Origin of the sequence: Pararhizobium sp. PWRC1-1 (assembly GCF_049897905.1) — a bacterium.
In the GTDB taxonomy this organism is placed as follows: domain Bacteria; phylum Pseudomonadota; class Alphaproteobacteria; order Rhizobiales; family Rhizobiaceae; genus Pararhizobium.
The window spans coordinates 57,536-81,968 of the sequence record NZ_JAFCXE010000021.1 but is presented as its reverse complement, the minus strand read 5'-3'; the positions used below and the strand labels follow the sequence as shown (position 1 = coordinate 81,968).

Annotated in this window: 23 protein-coding genes and 1 pseudogene; 17 read left to right on the top strand and 7 right to left on the bottom strand. The window is 60.2% G+C overall.

Features of this window, described 5'->3' with window-relative positions; genetic code table 11:
• Position 1: 1 nt before the first annotated feature.
• Entirely contained in the window at positions 2-1,639 is a 1,638-nt protein-coding gene (locus ACP7E0_RS26370) for a N,N-dimethylformamidase beta subunit family domain-containing protein (RefSeq protein ID WP_426129264.1), read from the bottom strand.
• A gap of 106 nt (positions 1,640-1,745) precedes the next feature.
• On the opposite strand from ACP7E0_RS26370, the gene ACP7E0_RS26365 reads away from it, so the two are divergent.
• Positions 1,746-2,732, top strand: a complete 987-nt coding sequence (locus tag ACP7E0_RS26365; protein ID WP_426129263.1) for a LysR family transcriptional regulator — start codon at positions 1,746-1,748, stop codon at positions 2,730-2,732.
• 75 nt (positions 2,733-2,807) lie between these two features.
• Here ACP7E0_RS26365 and ACP7E0_RS26360 read toward each other — a convergent pair whose 3' ends face one another.
• Positions 2,808-3,449 carry a phosphoribosyltransferase gene (locus ACP7E0_RS26360; protein WP_426129261.1) on the bottom strand — a complete coding sequence of 214 codons (642 nt, stop codon included), beginning with the start codon at positions 3,447-3,449 and terminating at the stop codon, positions 2,808-2,810.
• Between the two features lie 235 nt (positions 3,450-3,684).
• On the opposite strand from ACP7E0_RS26360, the gene ACP7E0_RS26355 reads away from it, so the two are divergent.
• The 10 genes from ACP7E0_RS26355 to ACP7E0_RS26310 all read left to right on the top strand — a co-directional run bounded on the left by ACP7E0_RS26355 (position 3,685) and on the right by ACP7E0_RS26310 (position 12,008).
• A complete protein-coding gene (locus ACP7E0_RS26355; RefSeq protein ID WP_426129259.1) occupies positions 3,685-4,404 on the top strand; it encodes a FadR/GntR family transcriptional regulator in 720 nt (239 codons plus the stop codon).
• Complete coding sequence (locus tag ACP7E0_RS26350) at positions 4,401-5,573, top strand: PLP-dependent transferase (RefSeq protein WP_426129258.1); 1,173 nt, start codon at positions 4,401-4,403, stop codon at positions 5,571-5,573. The genes ACP7E0_RS26355 and ACP7E0_RS26350 overlap by 4 nt, the downstream gene beginning before the upstream one ends.
• 44 nt (positions 5,574-5,617) lie before the next feature.
• Positions 5,618-6,877 (top strand): ABC transporter substrate-binding protein, encoded by a 1,260-nt coding sequence (locus ACP7E0_RS26345; protein WP_426129256.1) that lies wholly within the window; start codon positions 5,618-5,620, stop codon positions 6,875-6,877.
• A 111-nt stretch (positions 6,878-6,988) separates the two neighbouring features.
• Entirely contained in the window at positions 6,989-7,930 is a 942-nt protein-coding gene (locus ACP7E0_RS26340) for a carbohydrate ABC transporter permease (RefSeq protein ID WP_426129254.1), read from the top strand.
• A gap of 4 nt (positions 7,931-7,934) precedes the next feature.
• Positions 7,935-8,768, top strand: a complete 834-nt coding sequence (locus ACP7E0_RS26335) for a carbohydrate ABC transporter permease (protein ID WP_426129252.1) — start codon at positions 7,935-7,937, stop codon at positions 8,766-8,768.
• Between the two features lie 4 nt (positions 8,769-8,772).
• Complete coding sequence (locus ACP7E0_RS26330) at positions 8,773-9,843, top strand: ABC transporter ATP-binding protein (RefSeq protein WP_426129250.1); 1,071 nt, start codon at positions 8,773-8,775, stop codon at positions 9,841-9,843.
• A 104-nt stretch (positions 9,844-9,947) separates the two neighbouring features.
• Positions 9,948-10,577: a class I SAM-dependent methyltransferase gene (locus ACP7E0_RS26325; protein WP_426129249.1), complete on the top strand. Its 630-nt coding sequence runs from the start codon at positions 9,948-9,950 to the stop codon at positions 10,575-10,577.
• Positions 10,578-10,601: 24 nt separating this feature from the next.
• Positions 10,602-11,168, top strand: coding sequence for an isochorismatase family protein (locus tag ACP7E0_RS26320; RefSeq protein WP_426129247.1), 567 nt, complete (start codon positions 10,602-10,604; stop codon positions 11,166-11,168).
• Between the two features lie 211 nt (positions 11,169-11,379).
• Entirely contained in the window at positions 11,380-11,691 is a 312-nt protein-coding gene (locus ACP7E0_RS26315; protein WP_426129245.1) for a YciI family protein, read from the top strand.
• A gap of 86 nt (positions 11,692-11,777) precedes the next feature.
• Complete coding sequence (locus ACP7E0_RS26310; protein ID WP_426129244.1) at positions 11,778-12,008, top strand: hypothetical protein; 231 nt, start codon at positions 11,778-11,780, stop codon at positions 12,006-12,008.
• A 1-nt stretch (position 12,009) separates the two neighbouring features.
• On the opposite strand, the gene ACP7E0_RS26305 is transcribed toward ACP7E0_RS26310, so the two are convergent.
• Together ACP7E0_RS26305 and ACP7E0_RS26300 are read right to left on the bottom strand one after the other, a co-directional pair.
• Positions 12,010-13,230: an adenylate/guanylate cyclase domain-containing protein gene (locus tag ACP7E0_RS26305; RefSeq protein WP_426129242.1), complete on the bottom strand. Its 1,221-nt coding sequence runs from the start codon at positions 13,228-13,230 to the stop codon at positions 12,010-12,012.
• A 184-nt stretch (positions 13,231-13,414) separates the two neighbouring features.
• Positions 13,415-14,314: a LysR family transcriptional regulator gene (locus ACP7E0_RS26300; RefSeq protein WP_426129240.1), complete on the bottom strand. Its 900-nt coding sequence runs from the start codon at positions 14,312-14,314 to the stop codon at positions 13,415-13,417.
• A gap of 122 nt (positions 14,315-14,436) precedes the next feature.
• On the opposite strand from ACP7E0_RS26300, the gene ACP7E0_RS26295 reads away from it, so the two are divergent.
• The 5 genes from ACP7E0_RS26295 to ACP7E0_RS26275 all read left to right on the top strand — a co-directional run bounded on the left by ACP7E0_RS26295 (position 14,437) and on the right by ACP7E0_RS26275 (position 21,530).
• Positions 14,437-15,177, top strand: a complete 741-nt coding sequence (locus tag ACP7E0_RS26295) for an SDR family oxidoreductase (protein ID WP_426129238.1) — start codon at positions 14,437-14,439, stop codon at positions 15,175-15,177.
• Between the two features lie 99 nt (positions 15,178-15,276).
• Positions 15,277-16,179: an SDR family oxidoreductase gene (locus ACP7E0_RS26290; RefSeq protein WP_426129236.1), complete on the top strand. Its 903-nt coding sequence runs from the start codon at positions 15,277-15,279 to the stop codon at positions 16,177-16,179.
• A gap of 69 nt (positions 16,180-16,248) precedes the next feature.
• Positions 16,249-16,749: a DUF1097 domain-containing protein gene (locus ACP7E0_RS26285; RefSeq protein WP_426129234.1), complete on the top strand. Its 501-nt coding sequence runs from the start codon at positions 16,249-16,251 to the stop codon at positions 16,747-16,749.
• A 456-nt stretch (positions 16,750-17,205) separates the two neighbouring features.
• Positions 17,206-18,360, top strand: coding sequence for an efflux RND transporter periplasmic adaptor subunit (locus ACP7E0_RS26280; protein ID WP_426129232.1), 1,155 nt, complete (start codon positions 17,206-17,208; stop codon positions 18,358-18,360).
• On the top strand, positions 18,357-21,530 hold the full coding sequence (locus ACP7E0_RS26275; RefSeq protein WP_426129231.1) for an efflux RND transporter permease subunit: 3,174 nt from the start codon (positions 18,357-18,359) through the stop codon (positions 21,528-21,530). Before ACP7E0_RS26280 ends, ACP7E0_RS26275 begins: the two co-directional genes overlap by 4 nt.
• A gap of 335 nt (positions 21,531-21,865) precedes the next feature.
• On the opposite strand, the pseudogene ACP7E0_RS26270 reads toward ACP7E0_RS26275, so the two are convergent.
• The 3 genes and pseudogenes from ACP7E0_RS26270 to ACP7E0_RS26260 all read right to left on the bottom strand — a co-directional run bounded on the left by ACP7E0_RS26270 (position 21,866) and on the right by ACP7E0_RS26260 (position 23,101).
• A pseudogene (locus tag ACP7E0_RS26270) lies at positions 21,866-22,271 on the bottom strand (type II toxin-antitoxin system VapC family toxin).
• Positions 22,268-22,489: an AbrB/MazE/SpoVT family DNA-binding domain-containing protein gene (locus ACP7E0_RS26265; protein ID WP_426129229.1), complete on the bottom strand. Its 222-nt coding sequence runs from the start codon at positions 22,487-22,489 to the stop codon at positions 22,268-22,270. Before ACP7E0_RS26265 ends, ACP7E0_RS26270 begins: the two are co-directional and overlap by 4 nt.
• 45 nt (positions 22,490-22,534) lie before the next feature.
• Entirely contained in the window at positions 22,535-23,101 is a 567-nt protein-coding gene (locus ACP7E0_RS26260; RefSeq protein WP_426129228.1) for a TetR/AcrR family transcriptional regulator, read from the bottom strand.
• A gap of 119 nt (positions 23,102-23,220) precedes the next feature.
• Between ACP7E0_RS26260 and ACP7E0_RS26255 the strand changes: the two genes are divergently transcribed.
• Positions 23,221-24,429: an MFS transporter gene (locus tag ACP7E0_RS26255; protein WP_426129227.1), complete on the top strand. Its 1,209-nt coding sequence runs from the start codon at positions 23,221-23,223 to the stop codon at positions 24,427-24,429.
• The last annotated feature ends 4 nt before the right edge of the window (positions 24,430-24,433 follow it).

Below are 24,433 nucleotides of genomic sequence, written 5' to 3'. Positions count from 1 at the left end.
ATTATTGGTTGAGATAGCGGTTGAGGACATTGGCAGTGACGCGCTCGACCATCTTGTCGTTGCGCAGCAGGCCAGCCACCCATTCGCAGGTACCGGCGTGGAAAACCTCGCCCTTGCCGCGCTTGAAATTGACGATCATGCCGTTGCTGTAACGGACCTTTTCCATGTTCTCGTCGCTCGCCTCGCCATAGAGCGTCTCGGCGATGAAGCGCCCGTCCTCGTCACCGAAAAACAGGTCTTCGCGCGTCAAAATATCGCTTTCCTCGACTTGGCTCGCCATGCCCAAAGCCAGGATTTCCAAGCCCACCGGCGCGCCACTATCGGCGGTCGGATATGGCAGGCCGTAACGGATTTCATAGGCGAGACCATCGACTTCATAGCCATAGATATGGCTGTCGGCACCCAGCAGGTCGCCGTAGAACAGGCCGGTTCCGGCAAAGGCCCAGTGGCGCGGCCGGCAGATCGGAAAGCCACGAACGCCGCGCGGGGCGCAGCCGCCCCAGCCGGAATAGACGCCATTGGTCGCATTAAGCCCGAAGGTCAGAGCGCCGGGGCGGCCGATTTCGGGGGCTTCCCAGGAATTGGTGGCGCGGGTGATATCGCCGCCCTGATAGGCCGGGTCTTCCTTGCGCGCGACATATTTGTAGCAGACCTGCCGCTGCCCCTCGTCTTCCAGCCGCGTCTGCCACATGAAATTGCCGGCAAAACGGGCGACATGCCCGCCCTGGTCGACGTAGGCATCGACGGCATCGCGCATTTCCCAGGTCCAGTATTCGTCATGGCCGACGAATACGACGCAGTCATAATCGTTGAGAATGCTAGGATTGTTGTGCAGTTCGTGCTGGCTGGCGAGATCGACACCGTACCCCTGACGCTCCGCCCAGCGGAAGAATTGACTGTCATAACTTGCCCAGCCGGACGAGGTGTATTTCTTCGAATAACCGTTGGCAAAGGCCCATTCCATATGCGGATAACGCGGAATGGTGCCGGCCGGCAGGCTCACCTCCAGCGGCACGCGCGGCGCGTCCGGCGGCAGCATAACGAAGCCGCGGCAGAGCGGCCGCTCAATGCTGACCGTGGTGGCGTATTTGTCGCGATTGGGGCCGGTGATGCCCTGATAGTGGTTCGAACCGCCCCAGGTATTATAGGCGGTCCAAGTGCCGGTGGCAGCGACCTGCAGAATACGGCCAGGCTTTGGGCCCGCATTTGGTAGGACGATGATCATGTGGTGACACCGGACCGGCTTGCCGTTACGCCCCTCAGCCGTCAGCGTGATGCGGTAGGCGCCGGATGGCCAGCTGTCGTGAACCTGGAAAGTGAAGGTCGGCGCCCAGCCGCAGCCGGTGACCGAAACCTGATCAGGCGTTTCCTGCCAGATGGTGGTGATATCATCGGTACCATAGACGCTGGTCTCGACCGCACCGTCGCGGACGATCTCCAGCCGGCAGGAGGAGGCTGTCGAACTGATATGCAGGTCCACCATCGCGCCGCGCGCATAGGAATAGGAACGCGTGTAACACCAGATCTCGCCGCGGGCGCCGTCCATGCCCGGATATTCGTAATAGTGACCGCGAACGGCCTGGTGCCGCTCCTCGGGGCTCAACCCGAAATCGGGGAAAACTTGGGTTCTGTCGGTCACGTAAAGCCTCGCTGGGTCTCGAATGCGATGATCAAACCACAATGGACTTGGCCCGACAAATACATTAGGTGAAGGACCAGCATTCACCAAATGAATGAGGCCACCCATGCTCAGTCCAAGGCGTCGCTTCGTCTGGGAGATCGACTGGAACCTGTTGCGCACCTTCACGGTGATCGTCGAGGAAAAGAGCCTGACAGCGGCGGGCAACCGGCTGTCACTGAAGCAGCCGACCATCAGCAATGCTTTGCGCCGCCTCGAAGAACATATGGCCTGCCGTCTGATCGACCGCTCGTCGAACCATTTCCGGACTACACCGGCGGGGGCACGGCTCTATGCCGAGTGCCGGACCATGTTCAACATTGTCAGTGGCCTACCCGATCTCGTCAAGGACGATCCGGATCTTGTCACCGGCCATGTCGAGATGGCCTTTGCCAGCCATATCGAATGCCCGTTCCTCGATCGTTTCCTTGCCGATTTCCACAAGACCTTTCCGCGTGTCAGTTTCTCCACCACGGTGTCCGCTAGCCAGACGGTCATTGACAACGTCCTGTCCGGAGAAGCCTGTCTCGGCATCTGCCTTGCCCACGAAAAGCACCTGGAACTGGACTACGCCGTGCTTTATCGCGAGCATTTCGGCTTCTTTTGTGCACCCGGTCATCCGCTGTTCGGCAAACGCGGGACAGAGACGGCCGACCTCTCCGCTCTCGATTATGTATCCTTCAAGACCGATCATCTCGGCGGTGCGCTGGCACCGATCGCGCGCCTGAGGCAGCGGGAAAATTTCAGCGGTCAGGTGCTTGGTCTTTTCACCAATCTCGAAGAGGTCAAGCGGCTCATCAAGGTCGGATTCGGCTTCGGTCCCCTGCCGATCCATGTCGTGTCGGCCGATATCGAGGCGCGGCAACTGTGGCAATTGCCGCCTTACGAAAACCCGCCCGCCGCCGATGTCTATCTGGTCACCCGGCGCTTCGCGCGCGGCAGTCGCGCCGAGAATCTGCTGGTCGACAGGCTGATCGCGGCGATCGAAGCGGTTCCTCTCAGCGACAGGACTTATCCGCAAGGTATCGCAGGCTCGGAGCTTGGGAGAAACTGATACATTCTTCCCGTGAATGTAGCGCTTTCGCGGCGGTGCTCCCGCCAAATATTGGAGTCCCCGGGATTACGCTGCTCAGCCCTGATTGGCCTCAAGCACGGCAATCACTTCTGCATCGCTCACCTGGCGAAAATCATCGTAAAAATACCCGACAGCGCGGAAGACGATCGGCGCTTGGAGGCAGATGAGTACATCAACGTCTCCTTCCAACTCCTCAAGTGAAACGGCCGGCGCAACCGGAACAGCCAGTACCAGTTCCTGCGGCTGTTGTTTTCGAATGGCCTTGAGCGCCGCTTTGACGGTGGAACCGGTTGCGATGCCATCATCAACAACGATGACCACGCGCCCGGTAAGAGGGATGCCACTGCGATTGCCGAGATAAAGCCGCTTGCGCCGCTCCATCTCCGCCTGTTGCGACTTGCATATGGCGGAAAATTCCCCGTCGCGGATTCGAGCCTGCCGGATCACGTTTTCGTTGCGAACGATTGTTGGCTCTCTTCCGTCGACGATGGCGCCCATCGCAAGTTCAGAATGGAAAGGCACGCCGATCTTTTGCACGAAGAGAAGGTCCAGCGGCGCATCAAGCGCTTTGGCAATTTCGGCAGCGACGACCACGCCGCCGCGCGGAAGCGCAATCACGACCGGGTATTTCCCGCGATAGCCTGCTAACGCAGCGGCCAGTCTAATGCCTGCGTCCTTGCGGTTTGCGAATGACATCTCGCACCTGTCCGTTTCGAGCGCAGGAACACTCCGGCGCCGATGCGGCAACTTCACCGGGCCAGTTTACCCCATCAGTAGGCACGCCGCCATTTCAACCATCCCGTTCGGTATCGTCGCGCAAGTTCATATCGTTGCAGTGCGGAAACCAATATCCGCCCCTTGACGCGTCCCTTCCTATTTGCATTATTGCTCAGATGTCAGACCAATTCTGGTTTTAGCTCGAAAGCGGACGATGAAGCATTTGGATGCGAGATCGGCACTTGTCCCCCTGCCCCCGGCCGACCGGGCGCAGCAGGTGACGGCAGCGCTTGCCGATTACATTCAAGGCTCCAACCTTGTCCCCGGCGACCGGCTTCCGGCCGAGCGGGAACTGATGAGCGCGCTTGCCGTCGGACGCTCGACTATCCGCGAAGTCATTCGGCATTTTCAGGCGCTCGGCGTCGTCGAGGCCCGCAAGGGCAGCGGCACCTACCTATTGAAGCCGATCTCCGGCACCACCATCCACATGCCGCTATCGCTGGACACGACGCATCTGCGCGACGTGCTGTTGATGACTTTGGAAGTACGCCGCGGCATCGAGGCGGAAGCCGGCATGGTTGCCGCCCGCGTTCGGACGCCTCAAGACGTGCGTATGATCGAAGAAAAGCTGAATGAGATGGAACGGGTGCATCTCTCCAAGGGCACATCCGGCCCAGAAGACCTCGCTTTCCACCTCGCCATTTACGACGCCACCCACAATCCGCTGTTCAAGCAGTTGCTTGAACAGATGCGCGGCGCTTTCGAACGCTTCTGGGAAAAGCCTTTTGACCGGCCGGATTTTGCTCGCCGCTCCTTTCCGTTCCACCGCACCCTTTTCAACGCCATCGCGGCGCAAGACCCTGAATCCGCGCGTACCGAAACATTGAAAATCCTCGCGATCGTCGAGGAAGACATCAAGGAAATGTCCAAATGAGCAACGGGTTTGATCCGTTCGAGGAAGCCTCCCTCATCGTCGCCCATGACGTGAGCAATGCCTATGACGCCGTCGTGCCGCCGATCGTGCAGACGTCGCTGTTTACCTTCACCGATTACGACGACATGGTCGCCTCCTATCGCGGCGAAAAAGTCAGGCCGATTTATACACGCGGCCTCAACCCGACAGTGCGGATATTCGAGGAAATGCTGGCAAAACTCGAAGGCGCGGAAGACGCCATCGGCTTTGCCAGCGGCATGTCGGCAATCTCCTCGACGGTTTTATCCTTCGTCGAGCCGGGCGACCGGATCGTAGCGGTCAAACATCTCTATCCCGATGCCTACCGCCTGTTCGGCACGTTCTTCAAGCGCATGGGAATCGAGGTGACCTATGTCGATGGCCGCGACGAAGAAGAAGTGGCCAGGGCCCTGCCCGGTGCAAAGTTCCTTTATCTCGAAAGCCCGACAAGCTGGGTGATGCAAACCCACGATGTCGCAGCGCTTGCGTCGCTGGCCAAGACCCACGGCATCATCTCAGCCATCGACAACAGCTGGGCGAGCCCGATCTTCCAGCAGCCGATTTCGCTCGGCGTCGATCTGGTTATTCACTCGGCTTCGAAATATCTTGGCGGCCATAGCGATGTTGTCGCCGGCGTTGTCGCGGGCTCCAAGGAACTGATCGGACGCATCCGCTCCGAGGCCTACCCCTATCTCGGCGGCAAGCTGTCGCCGTTCGATGCGTGGCTTTTGATCCGCGGCATGCGTACATTGCCGATCCGCATGAAGGCGCATGAACACTCCACTGTCGAGATCGCCAAGCGCCTGCAGGCGCACGATGCGGTTGAATCGGTCAACTATCCCGGCCTTGCCAATCACCTGCCACCCGGTCTCAAGGGCACGTCCGGCCTGTTCTCCTTCATCTTCAAGGACGGCATCAACGTCCGCACCTTCTCCGATCACCTTGAGCTTTTCAAACTCGGTGTCAGCTGGGGCGGCCACGAAAGCCTGATCGTGCCGGGCGAAGTCGTCCTTTCGCAAAAAGCACAACCCAATTCCGCGGTCGCCTTCGGCATCAGTCCGCGGTCGGTACGGCTCCATGTCGGCCTGGAGGGAACGGAGGCCCTCTGGAGCGATCTCGAAGCGGCAATCACTGCCGCATCGGTAGGCTGACACGACAGCAGACAACCCAACCAACAATAAAAGGGAAAACGAAAATGAGGAAACTGATCGCGGCGACCATGGTCGCCACACTGATGGCAGGCACTGCCCTTGCCGATACCAAGCTGAAGCTGGTGGAAGTCATCACCAGCCCGGAACGCACCGAAACGCTGAAGTCGATCGTCGCAAAATTTGAAGCCGCCAACCCCGGCACCACGGTCGAGATCATCTCGCTGCCCTGGGGCGAAGCCTTCCAGAAGTTTGCCACCATGGTGTCTGCAGGCGAAATCCCGGACGTTATGGAAATGCCGGACACGTGGCTGTCGCTCTATGCCAATAACGGCATGCTCGAAAGCCTTGAGCCTTACCTCAAGACCTGGGACCAGACCCCGGAACTGACGGATCGCGCCCTTGAACTTGGCCGCGACGTCAAGGACACGGCCTATATGCTGCCTTACGGCTTTTATCTACGCGCCATGTTCTACAACAAGAAGATCTTCGCTGAAGCCGGCGTCGACGGCCCGCCGAAGACGATGGACGATTTCGTTGCAGCCGCCGAGAAGATCAAGAAGCTGCCGGGCAAATATGCCTATTGCATGCGCGGCGGTCCGGGCGGCCTCAACGGCTGGATGATGATGGGCGCCACAATGGCGGGCGACAACACCTTTTTCAATGCCGACGGTACCTCGAAATTCTCGGAAGAAGGCTGGGTCAAGGGCTTCACCTGGATGATCGACCTCTACAAGAACGGCTATGCGCCAAAGGACAGCGTCAACTGGGGCTTCAACGAGATCGTCGCCGGCTTCTATACCGGCACTTGCGCGATGCTTGATCAGGATCCGGACGCGCTGATCGCCATCGCCGAGCGCATGGATGCGGCCGATTACGGCGTCACCACCATGCCGAAAGGCCCATCCGGCAAGACATTCCCAACCATCGGCTTTGCCGGCTGGTCGATGATGTCGGCCAGTGCAAACAAGGATCTGTCCTGGAAGCTGATCGCCACGCTTGAAGGCCCGGAAGGCAATATCGAGTGGAACAAGAAGATCGGCGCCCTGCCGGCACTCAAGTCCGCCGAGAAGGACCCCTTCTTCGCCACGGATCAGTTCAAGGGCTGGTTCGAGGAACTGGCAGACAAGGACGCCGTTCCGACCGTCATGCCGACCTACCTGGAAGAATTCGCCTTCTTCAAGGATTCGATGGCGATCAAGACCAGCCAGGAAGCCATGCTCGGCGATATCACGCCGGAAGAAATGGCCAAGCAATGGGCTGACTACATGACCAAGGCTCAACAGAAGTTCCTCGCGAGCAAATAAGTCATCAGCCTTTAACCGCAGGCAGCGACATGATGTCGGCTGCCTGCGGCTCATTCCCCTGACGGAAAAGCCGGCACGCCTCAACGCGCCGCGAAATGGAAATATTTGACGATGGCTTCACATGCAGCAGCCCGCAATGACGGCGTGCGCAGGGACCAGCGGCCGCTGAAGAAGCGCCTTGCCGATGCCTCCGCCCCCTATCTCTATAGCGCGCCCGCGCTGATCCTGATCGTCACCGTCATGCTGGTGCCGCTGATCCTCGGCATCTCCTACGCCTTCCGCGATATCCAGCTGCTCAATCCGATGTCCGGCGGCTTCATCGGCCTCGATCACTTCAGGACGCTATCGCAGGACCAGAATTTCTTTCGAGCCTTGAAGAACACGCTGTGGTGGACCGGCTGGTCCGTCTTGCTGCAGTTCGTCTTCGGCCTGATCCTGGCGCTTTTGCTGGATAAGCCATTCTACGGCCGCGCCATCGTGCAGGCGCTGGTTTTCCTGCCGTGGGCGGTTCCAAGCTTTCTTGCCGGCCTCAACTGGGCCTGGCTGTTCAACCCCGTCGTCGGCCCCATTCCCCATTGGCTGTTTGCCCTTGGCCTGATGAACGAACCCTACAACATTCTGTCGGATCCACAGTTGTCGATGTGGGGACCGATCATCGCCAATGTCTGGTGGGGCATTCCCTTCTTCGCCATTACCCTTTTGGCGGCCCTGCAGGCGATCCCGCGCGACCTTTACGAAGCGGCCAGCATCGACGGCGCCGGACCGGTGCAGCGTTTCATCTCGATCACCCTGCCCTTCCTCGCCCCGACCATCGCCATCACGGTTCTTCTGCGCACCGTCTGGATCTCCAATTTCGCCGACCTGATCATCGTCATGACCAATGGCGGGCCAGCCGACCGCAGCCAGATCGTCGCAAGCTACATCTTCACCCAGGCCTTCAAGCGACTCGACTTTGGCTATGCCTCGGCCATCGCGCTCGTCCTGCTCGCGCTTTTGATCACCTATTCCATGCTGATCGTGATCCTGCGTCAGTGGCTGTTGAGCAAGGATTGAGATCATGACCGGCAAACGCATCGCCTCCATCCTAGCCCATCGTCTGGCCATTATCGCCTATGTCATCTTCGCGTTGTTCCCGCTCTACTGGCTGTTGAAAGTCTCGGTGACGCCCAACAAGCTGCTCTACTCCGAGGGCATCAAGATGTGGCCGTCGCGGACCAGCTTCGAGCATTTCGACTTTGTCTTGAAACACAGCGAATTTCCGACCTTCTTTAAGAACAGCCTGATCGTCTCCGGCTCGACTGCCATCATCGTCACAGTGCTTGCCTCGCTTGCCGGCTACGCCATGTCGCGCTTCAATTTCCGTGGCAAGTACTGGATCATCACGCTGATGCTGCTGACCCAAATGTTCCCACTGGTCATGTTGGTAGCGCCGATCTTCAAGATCCTGTCGCCGCTCGGCCTCACCAACAGCCTCACCGGCCTCGTTATCGTCTACACCGCCTTCAACGTGCCCTTTGCCACGTTCCTGATGCAGTCCTTCTTCGACGGGATCCCGAAGGATCTCGAGGAAGCCGCGATGATCGACGGCGCCACCCAGTTCGTCGCCTTCCGGCAGATCATCCTGCCGCTGACGCTGCCGGGTATTGCCGCGACCCTCGGCTTCGTCTTCACCGCCGCCTGGAGCGAGCTTTTGTTCTCGCTGATGCTGATTTCCGGCAACGATTCAGCGACCTTCCCGGTCGGGCTGCTTTCCTTCGTATCGAAATTCTCGGTCGATTTTGGACAGATGATGGCGGCGGGCGTCATGGCGCTCATCCCGGCCTGCCTGTTCTTCCTGTTGATCCAACGTTACCTCGTGCAGGGCCTGACGGCCGGCGCCGTGAAAGGCTGATCCCATGGCATCCATCGATATCGCCGCTATCCACAAGTCCTACGGCATCCACCCGGTGCTGCACGGCATCGATCTCGAGATCAAGGACGGCGAATTCGTCGTTCTGGTCGGCCCGTCGGGCTGCGGCAAGTCTACGCTGCTGCGGATGATTGCCGGCCTGGAAGCCGTTACCGATGGCGAAATTCGCATCGACGGCAAGCGTGTCAACGATCTTGCGCCGAAGGACCGCGATATCGCCATGGTGTTCCAGTCCTACGCGCTCTATCCACATATGAGCGTCGCGAAAAACATGAGCTACAGCCTGCGGCTACGAAAGACTGCGAAGGAAAAGATCGCCTCCGTCGTCGCCAGCGCTGCCACGAAACTCGGGCTCGATCCGCTGATGGAACGCCGCCCGAAAGCGCTCTCCGGCGGCCAGCGCCAGCGCGTCGCCATGGGCCGCGCCATCGTGCGTGAGCCGAAAGCTTTCCTGTTTGACGAGCCGCTGTCCAACCTTGACGCCCGCCTGCGCGAACAAATGCGCGCCGAAATCAAGAAGCTGCATCAGGATCTCGGCGCCACCTCGATCTACGTCACCCATGACCAAATCGAAGCAATGACGCTGGCCGACCGGATCGTCGCCATGCATGGCGGTATCATCCAGCAGGTCGGCAGTCCCCTCGAACTCTACGACAATCCCGCCAACCTGTTCGTCGCCGGGTTCATCGGCTCGCCGGGCATGAACTTCTTCGAAGGCCGCTACATGGTGACTGAAGACACAGCAAGCTTTGCGCTGACCGGCGGCATCGTTCTGCCACTCGGGGGCACCGCCAATCTCGCCGACGGAAGCCGCGCCACGCTCGGCATCCGACCGGAACACGTCGTTCTCGGCGCCGAAGGCACGGATGTTCTCAAGGCCACCGTCGATCTGGTCGAACCCACCGGCTTCGGCATCATCGTCCATTTGAAACTCGGCCCGGTCGCCTTCAAGGCCTTCACGCTCGACCGCCGTTTCCTCGGCATGCAGGGCGAGGTCGATGTCAGGCTTCCAGTGGAAAATCTGCATTTCTTCAACGAGGCCGGTCGGAAGGTCTGATTTCCGATCGAGAAGACAGGGTTCAACTACCGGTTTTGACATTGTCAACGACTTTTAGTATTCTCAATATAAACAATGGTTTATGAGAAATTCCTGAAAGAGCAATGTCTCACGATTCCAACACCCTGCGCTTCTACGGAATGGAAGCCATCAAATACACAGCCAGAGGCCAGGAGCCGAGCCGGGGCCGGATCGAGAGCTTTCTCGCGCAATTGCAGCCGGGCGCGACTATTCTTGAACTCGGATGCGGCGGCGGCCAAGACAGCGAATTCATGTTAGCGAAAGGATTTGACGTCCGCCCGACGGACGGCACCCCCGAAATTGCCGGCGAAGCAGAAAAACGCTTGGGAATCCCGGTCGCCACATTGCTGTTCGGCGATCTCGACGAGCAAGGAGCCTATGACGGCATATGGGCCAATGCCTGTCTTCTCCACATCCCCAGAGCCGAACTGCCGGATATCCTCGCCCGCATCCATGCTGCGTTGAAGGCAGGCGGGGTTTTCTATGCCAGCTTCAAGGCTGGAGAGACCGAAGGCCGCGACGAGTTCGACCGGTATTACAACTATCCTTCCGAAAGCTGGCTGAGAGACACCTACGCCAAACTGGGCTGGGCATCTATCTGGATCGAGGCGCAATCGGGAAGCGGATATGACAACAAGCCGACCGAATGGCTCCATGTCCTGGCGGCGAAACAGTCCTCATATCCACACGACTTCCCGATCTTTGCGATGTGATGAAAGCGAACGAGGAACATTTTGGTGGAGCAATCAGAGAGTGTTGAGGCAACGGCGGATGCCCTGATTGTTGTCGATGTCCAAGTGGCCTTCGTCACCGGGATCGGGGCTGTCCCGGACCATGCCGGATTGCTCAAAGCTGTCGAGGCTCTGATTGGCTCGGCGCGCGCGGCAAAGGTTCCGGTTATTTTCCTGCAGAATGACGGAGCGCCCGACACGGCCGATGAGCCGCATCAGCCCGGCTGGGCACTTCACTTTCCACCGCTTGCCGGCGAAAGCGTGGTGCGGAAAACCGCAGATGACGGCTTCGATGGCACATCATTGCACGACCTGCTCGTGGCGTCGGCCGTGCAAACCGTTGCCCTCTGCGGTGTGCTGTCCGAAATGTGCGTGGCAGCGACCGCCCGGGCGGCGATGCAACGCGGCTATGGTGTGATCCTGCCGCATGACGGACACGCTACCTATGACGTGCCTCCAGGCCCCGGCGGATCGCCAAAGGTTCCAGCCAGCATGGCGGCGCGCGCAGCGGAATGGTCGCTGGGTGACGAGATCACCATCCCCGCGTCGGTTGTGGACGTTCGTTTTTCTTAAACTGGCGAAAGTCCCTTTCTCGTTCGCCGCCATCCCTATCGTCTGCCAGGTTCTGCAAAATAATCCATGCCATGTCGAAATTCCCGATCAGCCAGCTTCTTGGGGTATCAAGATTGAACTCGACCGTCGTGCAGGCCATTGAAACTACACGATCCATGAGGAGATCCACTATGCAGTATATGGCACTGATCATTCCGACCCGGCGCTGGAATTGGCCAATGGCACACCCGAATTCGACACCATGATGCAGGGTTACTTTGCCTTCAACGAAACCTTGAAAGCAGCAGGGGTCTATGTCTCCGGCGAAGGCCTGCAGGACATTGATACGGCCACAAGCGTACGGGTTCGCGGGGGCAAGGTGGAAACCATGGATGGCCCTTTTGCCGAAACCAAGGAGCGGCTGGGTTGCTTCTTCGTCATGGAGGTTCCCGATCTGGATGCCGCCTTGCGCTACGCCGCCATGATCCCCTCGGCCGCCTATTGCACCATCGAGGTGCGGCCATTGATGGACTCTAATTCCTGATGCACCCGGCCGCTCCCGATCGGCGATCCGTTGCCCGGGCCATCGAGGTCCTGGCACGGACAGACCGGGGCGGCTGAACCGCGCGGTTGCATTTGCAGAAGCCGGCCAATCGAGGCCGGTCTGCGGGTTTGGAATCGCTGGCGCCGGTACTCGCAGCCTATCAGCCGTTTCATGCTGCCCAAGCCGAACTGCTGTCACGCTGTGGCCAGAACAGCGCAGCACTCGCCGCCGATGATCGCGCCATCGACCTTGCCTCGAACCCGTCGGATGCCATCTTTCTCAAGCATCGCCGCGCTCAGGCAGCCGAAAACGCCTGAGCTATTCGACAGCCTTTTCCAACGGCATCAGCGTGAACAGTTCCTGGGCACGCTTGACGCCGCGCAGCGCGTAGCGACCGATGGAGACCACTTCCGAATTGCGCGGCGGTGGTGCTGCGGCAACGAACTGCGATGACATGATGACGCTGCGATCGACGAAACGGCACATCGAGGCGATGCGGCTGACCTCGTTGACAGCCGGGCCGATAACGGTGAAATCCAGCCGGTCGCTCGAGCCAATATTGCCATAGAAGACATCGCCGATATGCAGGCCGAGATAGACCTCGGTGACGGGGCGCCCTTCGAGCATGCGAAATTCGTTCAGCCCCTTCAGCTTTGCACGCAAATTCTGTTCGGCAAGCAAGGCCCGGCCGCAAGCGTCCTCACGTTCCTCGGCCTTGAAGATCGCCAGCGTACCATCGCCGATCAGCTTCAGCACGTTGCCGCCGGCTTCGTGGATGGAGGAGATCACCGCATCGGCATAGTCGTTCAGGAACGGGATGATCTCGTCCGGCGGCAGGTTGTCGGAGATGCGGGTATAGTTCTGCAGGTCGGAAAACCACAGCACGGCGGAAATCCGCTCGGCCTTGCCACGCGAGATACGGCCTTCGAGAACCTGCTTGGCGGCATCTTCGCCAAGATAGACCTCGGCAATGGTACGCGAAATACGTGTCAGAGATCCCGACTTGATCGCCAGTGCCAGTACCGGAACCAGTTGCCGAAGTGCTGTGAGGTCTTCCTCGCGAAAACCCTCCTCGTCCATCGTCGTCCAGTGCGAATAAAAGCAGTCCATATCGCCGATATGGCTATCCTGGGCGAAGCGATGGATCATCGCGATATAGTCCTTGTGCCCGGCTGCCAGCATCACATCCAGCATGTAGAAATCGGCGGGATCGCCGAAACCGAGACGCCGGCGAATTTCGCTCTGATTTTTCTCGCGCAGGTGAAAGAACGCCGAGCGCTCCCAGTTCTCGGCGGAGACACCCTCATTGGTCGGTCCGTATTCGAAGGCCGCTTTCACCGGCTCCTTGCTGTCCCATTGGAAGGCCCGTCCCTCATAGACCGGATGCAGCGTATCGATCAGCGCAAGGCCGCGATCAAGCCGCATGCCGGCGGCGCGGACGCGCTGACAGAAGCCGTTGACGATGTCCATTTCATCGGTGCCCTTAAGGCCCTGCGTCGTCAACCAGGCGGAAATCTCGCCGATATGGTCTGCGTTCATGTCGATTTCCTTGATTCCTGCGGACATTCACACGTCTAGCGCATAACCCGTCGATCCGGAACGATTTTGGGGAACGGCGGGTTCCGATGGTTGGGCCGTGCGGGGAGGACGTATGAGGGGATGGCTGAAGTGTCGCGCATGTGGGTGGCCGACAGCCGAAAGGCAAGGCTCAACAAGCGTCTTTTTATATATCGTCCTGGCGTGTGACAAATTCGCGGGACAGCCAGTCGATGAAAACGCGCACCCGCGGCGACAACTGGCGGCTGCGGGGATAAAGCAACGAGACCGGCGTGCGGGACGGCGGATTGTCCGGCAGGATGGCAACAAGAGTACCGTTTTTCAGGTCCTCTTCCAGCGAGTAACGCGGCGCCTGCATGATGCCGAGCCCCAGCCGCGCCACCGCCGCCAGCGTGTCGGCACCGTTGACGGACACCACAGCCGGCAGCGACACGGTACGGATGCCGCCTGCAACCGTAAACTCCAGCGGCAGCAGGCCACCGATCGCCGTCGACCAGAAGCCGATCATCTGGTGCCCGGAAAGTTCGTCAATGCTGTTCGGCAGGCCGAAGCGGGCAATGTATTCCGGCGAAACGCAGGTCACCTCCTCCAGAAGCGCCACCCGCCGGGCGATCATGTCGCTGTCCTGCAAGTCGCCGACGCGCAGCACGCAGTCGATCCCCTCGCGGATCAGATCCACCAGCCTGTCGCCTTCGCTCATATAGAGTTGGATATCCGGATATGTGTCAAGGAACGCCGGCAATCCGGGCAGAACGAAATGCCTAGCCAGCTTGCCGTGCACATCGACGCGCAGCAAGCCCTTCGGCTTGGCCCCGGCAAAGGCGCCTTCGGCATCCTCGATATCGGACAGAATGGTCAGACAGCGGCGGTAATAGGCCTCGCCGTCAAGCGTCGGGCTGACCTGGCGGGTCGTCCGCTGGAGAAGGCGAACGCCCAGCCGGGCTTCCAGCTGCTTCACCGCATCGGTCACGGTCGAGCGGGGAAGGCCCGTGTCTTCGGCGGCCAGCGTAAAACTGCGCCGCTCCACCACGCGCGAAAACACCCGCATCGCTTCAAATCTGTCCATCGGGGATTGTTCGCCATTTCCGAATAGTGATGCCGAATAATGGCTCATTATCCGCCGGATGAAAAGCTGCATCCTCTCCTCATCGAAAACGCGCCGTGGCGTGGTTAATCAAGGAGAATGAAATGCCCGACAACAGCAACAAAGTCGCCATCGTCACCGGCGCCTCGCGCGGTATTGGTGCAGCCATCGCCGAACGCCTTGCGAAAGACGGTTTCACCGTCGTCATCAACTATTCCGGCGATGCAGCGCCCGCCGAAGCACTGGCCCGGAAAATTGAAGACATAGGCGGCCGTGCTCTGACCGCAAAAGCCGACGTCAGCGACGCGGAAGCGGTCCGCAAAATGTTCGACGCGGCGGAAGCCGCCTTCGGTGGCGTCGATGTGCTCGTCAACAATGCCGGCATCATGGCGCTCTCATCGCTCGCCGAAAGCACCGACGCCCTGTTCGACCGCCAGATTGCCATCAACTTGAAGGGCACGTTCAACACGCTCAGGGAAGCGGCAAAGCGTCTGCGTGACGGCGGCCGGATCGTCAATTTCTCAACCAGTGTCGTCGGCCTGAAGCTCGAAAATTATAGTGTCTATGCCGCCACCAAGGCGGCCGTCGAAACGCTCACCGCCATCCTGTCGAAGGAACTGCGCGGCCGCTCGATCACCGTCAATGCGGTGGCTCCTGGCCCAACGGCCACAGACCTTTTCCTCAACGGCAAGAGCGACGAGCTGATCGCCCGTATGTCGAAGATGAACCCGCTCGAACGCCTCGGCACCCCGCAAGACATCGCCTCCGCCGTCGCCTTCCTCACCGGCCCTGACGGCTCCTGGATCAACGGCCAGGTCCTGCGCGCCAATGGCGGCATGGTCTGAGCGCCAAACCAGAATGGCGGAGCACAATCTCCGACGCACGGCCCCGCAACGAATTTCGAAAAACTCAATCCCCCACGCTTCTTCAGATGGATTAACTCGATGACCAAGCAAGTAATCGTCGTCACCGGTGCCTCCAGCGGCTTCGGCGCCATGACCGCCCGCGCGCTCTCAACCGCCGGCCACACCGTCTATGCCGGCATGCGCGCCACCGACACCCGTAACGTCAAAGCGGTTGCCAATGCAGCGGCTTTCGCTGCGGAACACAATGTCGATCTGCGCTCCGTCGAACTCGATGTCGCCTCCGATGCTTCCGTCGTAGCTGGCATCGCCACCATCATCGCGGAGGCCGGCCGTATTGATGTCATCATCCACAATGCCGGCCACATGTCCTTCGGTCCGGCCGAAGCCTTCACGCCGGAACAGTTCGCCGAACTTTACGACATCAATGTGCTGTCCACCCAGCGGGTGAACCGCGCAGCGCTCCCCCACATGCGCAAGCAGGGCAAGGGCCTGGTCGTCTGGATTTCCTCCTCCTCGACCCGAGGCGGAACACCTCCCTACCTGTCGCCCTACTTCGCCGCAAAGGCGGCGATGGACTCGCTGGCTGTCTCCTATGCTGCCGAGCTTTCCCGTTGGGGCATCGAGACCTCGATCGTCGTGCCCGGCGCCTTCACCAAGGGCACCAATCACTTTGCCCATTCCGGCTCTCCGGCCGATCAGGCTCGCGCCGCCGAATACAATGAAGGTCCTTACAAGGGCGTGCCGGAAAAGGCGCTGCAGGGTCTGGCCACTCTGGAACCGATCGACGCTGATCCAGCCTCCGTTGCCGCAGCCGTCGTCGATATCGTCAACAGTCCCTTCGGCACCCGACCGTTCCGCGTCCATGTGGATCCGTCTCAGGATGGCGCCGAGATCGTCAACGGCGTTGCCGACCGCATGCGGGCCGAAATGTTCCGCAATATAGGCCTGTCAGACCTTCTGAAGCCCATCGACAACGGCTAACCGCGATCGACCGGCCCCCGGACGATTGGAGAGCCGGCTTTCCTACACACAGATCTCAAGGAGAAGACAATGACCTTCGAAATCAAAGCGGCGCTGGCGCCGACCTCGGTGCGCTTTACCATCCTGACGCTTGCGGCTGCGCTCACCGCCGCCATCGCCGCAACCGCATCCGCCAGCCTCGGCTGGCCGGTTTGGGCGATGTTCATGGGCTGGGTGGCGTTCTTCGTCCGCGGCCATTCGGCCAGCGACGCATTCTTCAGCTATCTGTGCCTTGTCATCGGCATCGCCTTCGGTGTCGGCGCAGCTGCCGCCGTCGGTGCACTGATACCGCTGATCGGTCCGCTCGCCTTCGGCCCGGTCGTCTTCGTGGTGGCGATCGTCGTCGTTTCGCTGCGAGCCCTACCACCGGTCAATAATGTGCCGGCCTATTTCCTCGGCCTGATCACCTTGTTCGCCGCCCATCTCGAACCCGGAATCCTCGCCTTCTCCGAACTCGCCGCCGTCAGCGGTCTCGGCTCCTTCGCCGCCTGGATCGCCCATAAGCTGCAGACGAAAATCATGCGACCGTAGAGACCGCGCAAGGCCGAGACATTGACAACCGGGGTGAAAACTCCGGTTTTCGCGAATTTCGCGCCGCGCCGCTTGCAGAAAGGCCGCTTGCCTATGGAAGTGTTGCTTGGGGAGTAATTTAGCCCCGGCAAACGGAAGGAAAATCTTAAATAACACACGCGTACCGGATCGTGTCTTTTCCGTGGTGACACGAAATTCGAATAATGTAAGCTACAGGTGAAAATAGCATTGCCTGCTTGATATAGCTGCGGCTTCAACGGCTGGGGCAACCAGCGGGCAAATCATCTACCGACTTGAAATATTTGTTGATTTTGAACGACCCGCGACTTGGTCATGCCCCTGCCCAGACTGCCCGAAATCACATGGAATTTGGCGGCCTGACCAATCTAAAACGTCAAGAACTGCCACGCTCAACCGCGTGGGATAACGTGTTTCATGCGCTTCAGGGGGCTCACCATGGTACGACACTGGCTTGTTCCGGCACTACTGCTCTTCTCAACTACAGTCTCCGCAGGCCCCTCTCTCGCACAGGAACAACCAAAGGCCGCGGTCACCGTGGCCAAACCCGTTGTCCGCGATGTCGTCGATAGCGACGAGTTCATCGGCCGCTTCGAAGCCGTCGATGAAGTGACACTGCGCTCGCGTGTCGGCGGTTATCTCGACCAGGTCAATTTCAAGGACGGCGCGATGGTCAAGAAAGGCGATCCGCTCTTCGTCATCGACCAGCGCCCCTTCAAGACCGCGCTCGACGTCGCAACATCTGCGCTGGAAGTGGCGAAGTCGTCGCTGACCTTCGCGGAATCGGAATTCAACCGCACGGAAGCACTCGTGCAAAAAGGAACGCTTTCTGTCTCTACCCTGGATGACCGCCGACGCGAACTGCAGTCCGGCCAAGCCAATCTGCGCGGCGCCGAGGCAAGCCTTGCCCGGGCCAAGCTCGACATGGAATATACTACGATCTTTGCCCCGCTCAGCGGCCGTATCGACCGGCGGCTGATCTCCGTCGGCAACCTCGTGCAGCCGGACCAGACCGCATTGACGACGATCGTTTCGCTGGATCCGATCGACTTTTACTTCGATGTCGATGAGCGCCGCCTGTTGAACTATGCCCGCGTTGCCCGCGAACACGGCAGCAACCTGCAGGAAGGCGGCGGCGCGCTGGAAGTGTCGGTGACCATTGCCGACAGCACCGAGAAACCGTTCAAAGGCAAGCTTGATTTTGCCGAGAATCGCGTCGATCAGGAAACCGGCACGATGCGGGTGCGCGCCCGTTTCGACAATCCGAAATTCGTCCTGCAGCCCGGTCTGTTCGGCCGTGTTGAGGTCAATGCATCCAACACCTACAAGGGCATTCTCGTTCCTGATGAAGCGATCGGCTCCGACCAGGATCAGCGTGTCGTCTATGTCGTGGCCGAGGATGGCAGCTTCGTCACCAAACCCGTTCGCATCGGACCAAAACTCTACGGCTACCGCGTCATCCGCGAAGGCATGGCCGGCGACGAGACCATCGTGGTCAACGGCCTGACACGGCTGCGGCCCGGCGTGATTGTCGATCCCAAGCTGGTTGTCCTGCCGCCCGAAGCCGCCGCGACGACGGAGAATGGTCAATGAGATTTGCCCATTTCTTCGTGGACAGACCGATCTTCGCGTCGGTGCTGTCAATTGTCCTCCTGATTGTCGGCGGCATCGCCTATTTCCAGTTGCCCGTCGCGCAATATCCGGAAATTGCGCCCCCAACCATCGTCATCCGCACTGCCTATCCGGGCGCCGACGCCGAGACCATTGCCGATACGGTCTCCACGCCGCTCGAACAGGAAATCAATGGCGTCGAGGACATGCTTTACATGTCTTCCTATTCGACTGCCGACGGTTCGATGGCGCTAACCGTCACCTTCAAGCTCGGCACCGATCTCGACAAGGCGCAGGTGCTCGTCCAGAACCGCGTCTCGATCGCCGAACCGCGCCTGCCGGAAGAAGTCCGCCGCATCGGCATCACGACTGCGAAAAGCTCGCCCGACCTGATGATGGTCGTCCATTTGCTCTCGCCGAACGACCGCTATGACCAGCTTTACGTCTCCAACTATGCCCGCAGCCGCGCCCGCGATCAGCTGGTGCGGCTTGAGGGTGTTGGTGACGTCATCCTGTTCGGTGAGCGCGAATATGCGCTGCGCATCTGGCTCGACCCGGAAAAACTGGCTTCGTATGGAATGACCTCAGGCGATGTCGTTCAGTCGCTGCGCGACCAAAACGTCCAGGTTTCCGGCGGTTCCATCGGCGGCCCGCCCACCGCGGGCACCAATGCCTTCCAGTACACGGTAACGACCCAGGGCCGCTTCAACGACCCCCGCCAATTCCGCTACGTCATCGTCAAATCGACGACAAACGGACGGCTTGTGACACTGCAGGATGTGGCCCGCATCGAACTTGGCGCCAAGGATTACGTCACCAACAGCTACCTGAACGGCAAGGCGGCAGTCGCCATGGGTATCTTCTCGCGACCGGGCACCAATGCGCTTGAAGCGGCTGAGCAGATCAAGGCGACAATGGAAACCCTGAAGAAGGATTTCCCGCCGGGCCTCGAATATACCATCGTCTACAACCCGACCGAATTCATTTCGGAATCGATCAACGAGGTCTACAAGACCATCCTCGAGGCGGCCATTCTGGTTGCCATCGTGGTGCTCGTCTTCCTGCAATCTTGGCGTACGGCGCTGATCCCCATCATTGCCATCCCGGTGTCGCTGATCGGCTGCTTCGCCTTCCTGCTCGCCTTCGGCTTCTCGCTCAATATGCTCACGTTGTTCGGGCTCGTGCTAGCGATCGGTATTGTGGTGGATGACGCCATCGTCGTGGTGGAAAATGTCGAGCGAAATCTGGCCAAGGGAATGACGCCCAAACAGGCGGCGCATGTGACGATGGACGAGGTCGGCACCGCCGTCATTGCTATCTCGCTAGTGCTGATCGCCGTCTTCGTACCGACCGCCTTCATCCCCGGCATTTCCGGGCAGTTCTACCTGCAGTTCGCCGTGACGATCTCCGTGGCGACGGCGATTTCGGCGCTGAACTCGCTAACCTTGTCGCCGGCGCTGGCCGCCCTGATCCTGCGCCCGCACCAGGAGCATCACGAAACCCGAAATCCGTTCACCCGCGTCTTCAGGGGGCTTGCCAACGGCTTCAACAACGGTTTCGACCGGATGACCCAAGGTTATTCGTGGATCGTCCACCATCTGGTCTCGACGAAGGTGGCGCTTGGCGCCACCCTGCTGGTTTTCTTCGGGTTGCTCGCCGGCACCTGGTACATGTCGCAGATCGTGCCGCGCGGCTTTGTCCCGACCATGGACCAGGGCTATGCGATCGTCGTCGTGCAATTGCCCGACGGCGCCTCGCTGGCCCGTACCGATGCAGTGGTTCAGAAGGCGACCGAGATGATCCGCAAGGTGCCCGGCATCAGCGGTGCGGTTTCCTTTGCCGGCTTCAACGGCGCGACCTTCACCAATGCCTCGAATTCCGGCGTCATCTTCACACCGTTCGAAAGCTTCGAGGAGCGCTTGAAACACGGCCAGAGTGCCAACCAGATCATCGGCCAGCTCTACGGCACGATGCAATCGCTGCAGGAAGCCTTCATCATCGCCGTGCCGCCGCCGTCGATCCGCGGCATCGGCAATTCCGGCGGCTTCAAAATGCAGATCGTCGACCGCGAAAGCTCCGACATGCGCCGGGCGCTTGGCCTTGCCTATCAGATGATGGGCGCCGCTAACCAGACGGAGGGGCTGACCGGCGTCTTCACGACCTTCTCTGCCTCCAGCCCACAATATTTCCTGGCGATCGACCGCGACAAAGCACGGGCGCTGAGCGTGCCGATCCCCAACATCTTCGAAACGCTGTCGATCAACCTTGGCACCTCCTACGTTAACGACTTCAACGCCTTTGGCCGCGTCTACCAGGTCCGGGCGCAGGCCGACCAGCAGTTTCGGCTGGACCGGGAGGACATTCTCGACCTGAAGGTGCGTTCCGCCACCGGCGCCCTGGTGCCGCTCGGAACGCTCGTCGATATCCGCGATACCACAGGCCCATCGCTCGTCCAGCGCTACAATATGTATGTGTCGGTCCCGATCCAGGGCAATCCCGCCCCCGGCGTCTCGACCGGCACCGCGCTCGACAAGATGGAGGCTCTGGCTGCACAGATATTGCCGCCGGGCACTTCGTTCGAATGGACCGACCTTGCCTTCCAGGAACGCAATACCGGCAATACAGCGATCTTCATCTTCGCCCTCTCGGTGATCTTCGTCTTCCTGGCGCTGTCGGCCCAATATGAAAGCTGGATCCTGCCACTGGCGATCATCCTCGTCGTGCCGATGGCCGTTCTCGCCGCTCTGATCGGCGTTCACTTGAGGGGGCAGGACAACAACATCCTGACCCAGATCGGGCTGATCGTTCTCATCGGCCTTGCGGCCAAGAACGCCATCCTGATCGTCGAGTTCGCCCGACAAGCGCAGGATGACGGGATGAACCCGGTCAATGCCGCAGTCGAGGCCAGCCGCCTTCGCCTGCGGCCGATCCTGATGACGGCCTTTGCCTTCATCCTGGGCGTCGTGCCGCTGATGATCGCCACAGGCCCGGGTGCGGAAATGCGCCAGTCGCTCGGCACCGCAGTCTTCTCCGGCATGCTCGGCGTCACCATCCTCGGCCTGTTCCTGACCCCGGTCTTTTATGTCGCGCTCCAATCGGTCGGGTACAAGCCAAAGGAAAAGCCTGTCCCGCCGGAATCAGGGATGATTTGAGGAATGACGGGCCGAGGATTTGCCCGGCTTTTTCCGATGATAGACAGCCCGTGGCTCCCTGGAGTGTTGCCAAACTCTCCTGCGTCATGCCTGTGCTTGTCACAGGCATCCAGCCACCGCGCGTCTGCGTGGTGAAAGAACCGTTCCAGGTTGGGTTAAGTCTATTCACGGCGCAGACGTGCCGTGGCTGGTTCCCGGAACAAGTCCCGGATGACGCCAGACAAAACATGCCAAAAACAAGATATAGCTCGCGACAACGTCTGGCGCTTCAGACGAGCGCCAAGCTCCGACGGTTTGTTCGGTAGCCGCTATCCTAGTCCGCAATTCCAACGCCCCTACCGATCCGGCGCAATCAACTTCATCGTTGGAAAATACATCCGGTACCGCCCCGTATCCCTGGTCAGCAGGTCCAGCCTATCAACAGCCGCATGCGCGCCAATAAAAAAATCCGGCAGGACACCGGCACGCGACCCACCCGCCTTGCGGTATTTCTGAAAGACTTTTCCGGCCAGAAACAGAGCCGGGCGAGGCATGGCGGCGAGCTCGATCCCGGCCTCGGAGAGAGAAACGCCTCCAGCCGCTCGATCCGCTCGTAGCGCACCGCAAGTTCGGCATAGACAACATCGTTGATCAGAGGGGGCCGCGCAATGCAGCAGTTTCTAACTGTACGATCGACCAGTCTGCCCAGTCCGGATCGTCGGTGATCACGTCGAGCAGAACGTTGGTATCGACCAGCGTCACTCGTCACCACGCGTCAGCGCCATGATGGCATCGGTGCTCAACCCCTTGCCGGCATGGCCGCGCAGTTTGCTGAAGCGGCTGGCGGGGCGTTTTTCGTCGGCGCGTGTCAGCACGACACTGCCGTCGGCGGCACGCTGAAAATCCACCCGCGTTCCCGGCACGATACCGAGAAAATCCCGCACCGGCTTGGGAATGGTCACCTGCCCCTTCGTCGTCACTGTCGCACTCGGCAGGCCGACTTCAAGATGCGGGCCTAATAGCGCCTATCCCTGTTGCGGCATCATACCCTCGACCAGCGCCAAAACCTTCTCGGAGGCCGGGGGCACGTCGTCGAAGAGAATGCGGTACATGATCGGGGCGACGACTGTGTCGATCACCGTTTCCACATCCGGAAAGTCCTCACCGCGATCGCGTGCGCGCTCAGCAATGATCTGCAGTTGTTCGCGGGTATAGCTGCAACATTTTCCGGCATTGCCGGTATCTGCGCCAACGCTGGCGAGCACGTCTCGGATCATCGCCCGGCCGATGCCGGAGGCCATTTCATCGGCATATTGCTCGGCCCATTGCATAAGATCGGTGCGCGCCGAACCTGTATCCTTCGGGGCCACATCCGGGCGCAGGCGTTCGACAGCCACATCGGCCAGCAGTTCCTGCAGATCGCCCCAGCGCCGGTAGATCGTTGACGGCGTGACGCCAGCCTCAGTGGCAATCAGCGGGATCGTCACGTCGCTCCGGTCCATCGTCGACAGGAGGCCGCGCACCGCCTGGTGCACCGAGGCCTGCACACGGGCACTGCGCCCGCCCGGCCTGATATTCTCCCGTATGGTCATCGCACCATCTCCGCTTACTGCTCGCCTCCCAAAACCACTAACGCAAATAATTTGCTTTTAGACCGGCTTCGCTCTACAAGGGCTAAAGCAATATTTTAGCTTTTAGGAACCATAGCGCTATGTCGAGCAAAAGTGAACCTGTTCCCGGCAGCCTTTCACCCGCCAAACGGCGCTGGGCCCTGGGCTTCCATGCGGTGACGCTGGTCACGTTCCTTGCCGCATCCGCAGCGCCGACGCCGCTCTATCACCTCTATCAGGTGAACTGGCATTTCTCGCCGATCCTGCTCACCTTCATCTTCAGCGTCTATGCCTTCAGCCTGCTGACGACCCTTTTGATCGTCGGCTCCCTATCCGACCATATCGGCCGGCGGCCCGTCATCTTCGCCGCCATCCTGCTGCAGGCAGCCGCAATGCTGCTGTTCATACTGGCAGACAGTCCGGCCTGGCTGATCGCCGCCCGCATCGTCCAGGGCCTCGCCACGGGGGCCGCCAGCGGCGCCATCGGCGCAGCATTGGTCGACGCCAACAAGACAACAGGACCGATCGTCAACAGCATTTCGCCGCTTCTCGGCATGGCCGTCGGTGCGTTGGGCGCCGGCGCGCTCGTCCAGTTCGCGCCCGATCCGATGCGTCTGGTCTATCTCGTGGTTTTCGCAGCCTTGCTGGCGCAGGCCGTCTTCATCTGGAGCGTTCCCGAAACGGCTGTGTCCAAGCCCGGCGCGCTGGCATCGCTGCGCCCGCATGCCGGCGTGCCGCCGCAGGTCCGCCCGTCGCTGATGGCCATCACACCGATCAATATCTCGATCTGGTCGCTCGGCGGTTTCTATCTCTCTTTGATGCCGTCGCTCGTGGGTGCCGCCACCGGCAATCATTCACCGATGACCGGCGGCCTGACCGTTGCGGCCCTCACGCTCAGCGGCGCACTCGCGGTCTTTTTCCGGCGGCAGAAGCCGGCTCGTGCCAACCTGACGCTTGGCGTCTTTACGATGATGACCGGGCTGTTGATCGTCGTTGCCGGCGTCCACACCGGTCTTGTGGCGCTGCTGTTTTCCGGCACGATCATCGCCGGTACCGGCTTCGGCTCCTGCTTCCTCGGCGCCGTCAGCACGATCATGCCGCTCGCCAAGCCGGAGGAACGCGCCGGGCTGCTTTCAGCGTATTATGTCCAGAGCTATCTCGCCTTCAGCATTCCCGCCATCCTCGCCGGGTTCCTCTCGCGCGCCGTCGGGCTCACCATGACCGCCGACATCTATGTCTGCGTCATCATTCTTTTGACATCAGGCGGCTATGCAGCGATGTCGATTGCCCGGGTGCAGCCGGCCGAGTGACAGG